General features: G+C 74.7%; 5 protein-coding genes. 1 reads left to right on the forward strand and 4 read right to left on the reverse strand.

Annotated features, from left to right (window positions below):
* From UWG_RS0121515 to UWG_RS0121530, 4 genes are all read right to left on the reverse strand, one after another.
* A complete protein-coding gene (locus tag UWG_RS0121515) occupies window positions 1-774 on the reverse strand; it encodes a polyprenol monophosphomannose synthase (protein ID WP_016909273.1) in 774 nt (257 codons plus the stop codon).
* Window positions 771-2,564, reverse strand: coding sequence for an apolipoprotein N-acyltransferase (gene lnt / locus UWG_RS0121520; RefSeq protein ID WP_016909274.1), 1,794 nt, complete (start codon window positions 2,562-2,564; stop codon window positions 771-773). Before lnt ends, UWG_RS0121515 begins: the two co-directional genes overlap by 4 nt.
* Window positions 2,565-3,099: 535 nt before the next feature.
* Window positions 3,100-4,734 (reverse strand): amidohydrolase, encoded by a 1,635-nt coding sequence (locus UWG_RS0121525; protein ID WP_016909275.1) that lies wholly within the window; start codon window positions 4,732-4,734, stop codon window positions 3,100-3,102.
* 78 nt (window positions 4,735-4,812) lie between these two features.
* Complete coding sequence (locus tag UWG_RS0121530) at window positions 4,813-5,253, reverse strand: Lrp/AsnC family transcriptional regulator (protein ID WP_016909276.1); 441 nt, start codon at window positions 5,251-5,253, stop codon at window positions 4,813-4,815.
* A 199-nt stretch (window positions 5,254-5,452) separates the two neighbouring features.
* Between UWG_RS0121530 and UWG_RS0121535 the strand changes: the two genes are divergently transcribed.
* Window positions 5,453-5,836, forward strand: a complete 384-nt coding sequence (locus UWG_RS0121535; protein WP_016909277.1) for a hypothetical protein — start codon at window positions 5,453-5,455, stop codon at window positions 5,834-5,836.
* The last annotated feature ends 201 nt before the right edge of the window (window positions 5,837-6,037 follow it).

Below are 6,037 nucleotides of genomic sequence, written 5' to 3' on the forward strand. Positions count from 1 at the left end.
TCAAGTGTGCCTGCGACCGAGGAGTTTCCGAACTCGGCCCTGCACGCCCCAGGCGGTCACCCGCCACACCGCCTCGGCGACGATGTCGCGGTTCATCTTGGAGTCGCCCCGCTCCCGGTCGGCGAAGGTCACGGGGACCTCCACGACCTGGTAGCCGCGCTGCACCGCGCGGTTGGTCAGGTCGATCTGGAAGCAGTACCCCTGCGAGACGACGGTGGCGACGTCGATCCCCTCCAGCGTCTCCCTGCGGAAGGCCCGGAAGCCCGCCGTCACGTCGTGGACGGGCACGCTCAGCAGCAGCCGCGCGTAGGTGCTGGCACCGCGGGACAGGACCCACCTGCTCCGCGGCCAGTTGACGACGCGGCCGCCCGGCACCCATCGCGAGCCGATCACCAGGTCGGCGCCGCGCAGCGCGGTGAGCAGGCGCGGCAGCTCCTCGGGGCGGTGCGAGCCGTCGGCGTCCATCTCGACGAGGACGTCGTAGCCGCGCTCGCAGCCCCACTCGAAGCCGGCGAGGTAGGCGGCGCCCAGCCCCTCCTTGCCCTGGCGGTGGAGGACGTGCACATGGCCGTCCTCGGCGGCGAGTTCGTCGGCGAGCTTCCCCGTGCCGTCGGGGCTGTTGTCGTCGGCGACGAGGACGTGCGCGGCGGGGACCGACTCCCGCAGCCGCCCGACGACCTCCGTGAGGTTCTCCGCCTCGTTGTACGTCGGGATGATCACCAGGACCTCGCCGAGGGGTCCGTTGTGCCGCCGTGCGCCGTTCTCGTCGTTCACCTGTGCTGATCCTCCCGCCGACCGGCTTCGGCTCCGTCCTGCCCGTACTGTGCCCGCCTCCGGCCGACGAAGAGCGCGGCGACGCACGAGAGTCCCCCGAGCACGGCGAGCGCCCACTCGGGTCCCGCGCCGACCCGGTCGGCGAGGGTCTGCTCGTCGCGCAGCGGGAGGTCGGCGGTGAGGACGTCGGAGGTGAACTCCTCGGTTCGCTGCTCGACGGTGCCGTCGGGGCCGACGACCGCGCTGATGCCGCTGGTGGCCGCCGTCACGACGGCCCTGCCGTGCTCGACGGCGCGCAGCTCCGACATCGCGAGCTGCTGCTCCGGCTGCCCCGTGTTGCCGTAGGTGGCGTTGTTGGTCTGGACGACGAGGGCGCGCGCGCCGTCGTTGACGGTGTCGCGGGGGATCTCGTCGTAGGCCACCTCGAAGCAGATGACGTCGCCGAGACGGGCCGGGCCGACCTGGAGGACGCCGGTGCTGTCGCCCGGGTAGAAGTCGCGCGGCACGCGCTCCAGCCGGCTGATCACCTTGCTCAACTCCTCGCGGAACGGCACGTATTCGCCGAACGGCACCGGGTGCTGCTTGGTGTACGAGGCGCCCGGCCCCTTCTTCGGGTCCCAGACGATGCCCTGGTTCTCCACGTACCCGCTCTCGGTGGGGTGGTCGACGAGGGCGCCCACGAGGATCGGGACGCCGATCGCGCGGGACGCCTCGTCGATGCGGGCGCGCGCCTCGGGGTACTTGTACGGATCGAGGTCCGAGGCGTTCTCCGGCCAGATGACGAGCTCGGGGCGCGGGGTCTCGCCACTGCGGACGCGCTTCGCCAGGTCGAGGGTGGCGTCGACGTGGTTGTTGAGGATCTTCATCGGGCGGCCGAGGAAGTTCATGCCCGGCTGCTGCACGTTGCCCTGGACCACGGCGATCCGCGCCGAGTCGTCGGCGGCGGTGTGGACGGGCACCGCGTGACCGGCCGCCGTCGAGCCGGCAGCGACGACGAGCGCGGAGGCGGCCACCGCGTACCGGCGCCCGCCGGACCGGCCGCGCAGGCGCACCAGGTGCACGGCGGCGAGCGCGAGCGCCGCGAGTGCCGTACCGGTGAGCGCCACCGCGAAGGTGACGAGCGGGGCGCCGCCGAGCGCGGCCAACGGCGTATACGGGGAGCCGGTGTTGGCGAAGGCGAGTCGCCCCCAGGGGAAGCCGCCGAAGGGGAGGCGGTCCCTGGCGAACTCCTCGGCGACCCACAGGCAGGCGCCCCACAGCGGCCACAGCGGCAGCCGCGAGACGCCCGCGAGCGCGGCGCCGAGCAGGGCGAGGAAGAGCCCCTGGAGGAAGGCGAGGCCGACGACGGCGTCCCAGCCGACCGTGTGCAGCCACTTCAGCAGGACGAAGAAGAACGGCCATCCGAAGGCGAGCCCGAGCCAGGCGCCGCGCAGCAGCGGGCGGCGGCGTACGCCTCCGGGTACGCGCGCCGGGCCGCGGGTGAGCAGGCTCAGCGCGGCGACGGCCACGAGCGAGAGCGGCCAGACCCCGTACGGCGGGAACGCGTACGCGAGCGCCGCACCGGCAGCGACGGCCAGCACCGTCGGCCCCGCGTTGCGGCGGAGGAGAGCCACCGCACGCGCCCGGCGCGTGGGCCGCGCCCCGCCCGACTCGTCGGGTCCTGCGGGGCGTCGGGGGCCGTCGCCCGGTCCGGTGGTCGCGGGCGCCTCTCCGTCGGGCTCCTCCTCTGCGCCCCCCAGGGGGGAGCCGCGCTGGGCGGAGGTGTGGGTGGTGTCGGAGCCCGATGGCACGGTCGCGCCTTCCTGCTGGTCGTGCGGTGGTGAGCAGACGGTACAACGACTCGGCGCGACGGCGGGCGCGGGGAGCGAAGGCTGGGCGGGAAGCCCGGAATGCTCCCGCTGCGCGGGCGCGCGGGAGGGGACTGCGGATCGGGGCCCGGTTGCCCTTCGGGCCGACCTGGGGCCCGCTGGCTGCGGGTCGACCGAGAGCCGTTGTCTACTGAGCATCCGGGCCCCGCCCGGGGTCGCACCCGCCGACCGGTCGGCCGCTCCCGCGTCCGCGCCGCCGGCACTGGACCTGGCTCCCAGCGGTGGTGTGCCGGTGCGGCGCACCACCCCGTGGCCCAGTGGCGTTCAACGGCTGCGCGAAAGATCCCCGGTCGGACGTCCTGTGGTGGACTCGGCCGAACCTACCCGTCGACTGGCGCCGCCTGTCAACTGCCCTCCGGCCTGGGATGTTTCGGCGAATCAGCAGGTCAGTGCCGAGGGCTCAAGGGGTCGACGGCGGCCTCTCGGCGCGCCGTTCGGCAGGATGGAGCAGCGGTCGTCACTCGTTCGGCCCGGCGTAGACGGTGCGACCGCCGACCACCGTGCGCAGACAGACCGGGAGTTGGCCGCCCGGCGTGAGGTCGGGCAGCCCTGGAGTGCCCGAACGCGGGTCCGTCGACCAGCCGGCGACGCGGTCGTCGGGGGTCTGCACGACGAGTTCGCCGGCGCTCCAGAGCGCGTAGTCGGCCGGCGCGCCGGGGACGAGGACGCCCGCGTCGTCGCGGCCGACGGCACGCCAACCCCCGCGCGTGTGCGCGGTGAACGCGCCGCGGACCGAGATGCGGTGCTCCGGGGTGCGGTGGAACGCGGCGGCGCGGACGGCCGCCCACGGGCCGAGCGGCGTGACCGGGCTGTCGGAGCCGACGGCGAGGGGCACTCCGGCCCGCTGCATCGCGGCCAACGGGTTGAGCGTGCGGGCGCGTTCGGCTCCGAGACGGGCCGCGTACATGCCGTCCTGGCCGCCCCACGCGGCGTCGAACCCCGGCTGGACCGACGCGGTGAGGGCGTACTCGGCGAAGGCGGCGACAGTGCGCTCGGTGAGCATCTCCGCGTGCTCGATGCGGTGGCGGGCGGCGCGGACGCGCGCGATGCCGAGCCGGTCGGCGGCGCGGGCGACCCCGGCGACGACGGTCTCCAGCGCGGCGTCGCCGATGGCGTGGAAGCCGGCCTGGACGCCGGCCTCGGTGCAGGCGGCGACGTGGGCGGCAACTGCGTCGGCGTCCAGGTGGGCGAGGCCGGTGTGGGCTTCGTCGGCGTACGGCTGGGAGAGGTGGGCGGTGCGGCTGCCGAGGGAGCCGTCGACGAAGAGGTCGCCCGCAGCGCCGAGGGCGCCGAGCTCCTTGATCGCCCGCGCCTCCTTCGCCGTCGTCACCGCCTCGCCCCAGTACCCGAAGACGCGCGGGCCCGGCTCCTCCTCGGCGAGGGCGAGGAGTTCGGCGAGGTCGTCGGTGCCCGAGATCTCGGGGCCCGCGCACTCGTGGAGCGAGCCGACGCCGAGCGAGGCGGCGTGCGCTCTGGCGGCGCGCTGGGCCTCGCGGCGCTGGACGGGGGTGAGGTCGCGGTGGGCCGCCTCGCGGACGGCATGGTGCGCGTCGCCGGTGAGCGGGGAGGCGGGCGCGTAGCCGGCGAGTTGCGTGACGTCGGGGACACGGTCGAGGAGCGCGGTGCTCGCGAGGCCGGAGTGGACGTCGATGCGCGAGAGGTAGAGGGCGCGGCCGCCGGCCGCCTCGTCGAGCTCGGCGCGGGAGGGGTGGCGGCCTTCGGGCCAGGCCGAGGAGTCCCAGCCGGTGCCGAGGAGAACGCGGTCGTGGGGGTGGGCGGCCGCGTGCGCGCGGATCCGGGCGAGCGCGTCCGCGAGGTCGGTGGCGCCGGCGAGGTCGAGGCCCGTGAGGGCGAGTCCGGTGGCCGTGGTGTGCACGTGCGCATCGGTGAACGCGGGGGTGACGAGGGCCCCTTCGAGGTGGACGACCTCGTCGACACCGTCGGCGAAGGAGTCGGCCGCACCTTCCGAGCCGACCCACGCGAGCGTGTCGCCTTCGACGACCATCGCGGTGGCGAAGGGGTCGGCGGGGCTGTGTACCTCACCGCCGCGGAGGAGCACGGTGCGGGGGCTCGGGGCGGTGCTGTGGCTCATGGGACCAGTCTCGCGCCTCGGACGGGTGCGGCGTGCGCCGGGGTCGCACGTCCGGTCGTTCCGGGAGCGCGCGCCGGGTCACAGGCGGGGCGGGCGCGCCTCGTACGGCGTGGAGAGGACGACCGTCGTGCGGGTGGAGACGCCGGAGAGCGAGCGGATGCGCGCCAGCAGGTGCTCCAACTCGATCGGGGTGGCGACGCGGACCTTGAGGATGTAGTTCTCGTCGCCGGCCACGCTGTGGCACGCCTCGATCTCCGGCACCTCGGCGAGGCGCTCCGCGATGTCGTCGGGGGCGCTCGGGTCGAAGGGCTTCACGGAGATGAAGGCGGTGAGCGGAAGCCCGACGGCCTCGGCGTCGACGAGCGCCGTGTACCCCTTGACGACGCCCCGCTGCTCCAGTCTCCGCACCCGCTGGTGCACGGCGGACGTGGACAGGCCGGTCGCCTTGCCCAGGTCCGTGTAGCTCATCCGCCCGTCCTTGACGAGCAGTTCCACGATCTGCCGGTCGAGTTCCTCCACGGTGGATCACCGTACTGCCCCGCGCACGGTGCGCACAGCCCGACCGCTCCGACCGCCCGGACGGACGCCCGCACTCCGTGTGACCAAGGCCACACGGACGTCCAACGACGAGGTGTGCCACAGCGATTACCCGACGAACGCGCAGGGAAGTGCTTGCTGTGGCCGGCGCCCCGGCCGAACCATCCGAGGGGGATATTCCATGCGCACCATGAAGCCGGCCACCGACGAACGCACCCGCGAGGCCCCGGAGTCCGAGCGGCCCGACTCCGCTGACGAGAGCGGCACTTACGAGATCTACCGCGTCGAGTGCCCGGACTGCCGGCAACCGATCGCCCTGCTGGCACAGGAGGAGACGCTGCCACCGCACGGCTTGTGCGCCACCCCGTGGGACCCGTTCGGACTGACGTCGTGCGAGGGTGCCGGGCGCAGCGCAGCCGACGCCCGGCCGCTCGGGGACGACGGCGGCCCGCACGAGGGCGGGGCAGCCGAACTCCTCGCGCTGCCCGAGGGATTGGACTGGCGGATGCAGCCCTTCTCGCACGCCGGCGTGGCGACGGCGCTGAGCGCGGCGCCCCGCGTCTAGCCCGACGCGCCCGCAGCCGCCTGGCGGCGGCGTCGGAGGCGGCCCCCGGTGCTGGATCGTGGCGGGGCGCTCCTTCGCCGTGAACTTTCCACTGCCGACGGGGAGTTGGCCGATCCGTTGCCGCCTCGGCCCGCGCGTGGCCGCGAGCCGATGGATGACCGGACCACCCGGCGGAATGGGCAACGGCGGGGGGCGGCGGGG

Origin of the sequence: Streptomyces xiaopingdaonensis (assembly GCF_000262345.1) — a bacterium.
GTDB lineage: Bacteria > Actinomycetota > Actinomycetes > Streptomycetales > Streptomycetaceae > Streptomyces > Streptomyces xiaopingdaonensis.

Bases quoted from the DNA above. Each gene is read 5' to 3' on its own strand.
- UWG_RS0121525 (WP_016909275.1), bottom strand. From the start codon at position 4,734: ATGAGCCACAGCACCGCCCCGAGCCCCCGCACCGTGCTCCTCCGCGGC.
- UWG_RS0121535 (WP_016909277.1), top strand. From the start codon at position 5,453: ATGCGCACCATGAAGCCGGCCACCGACGAACGCACCCGCGAGGCCCCG.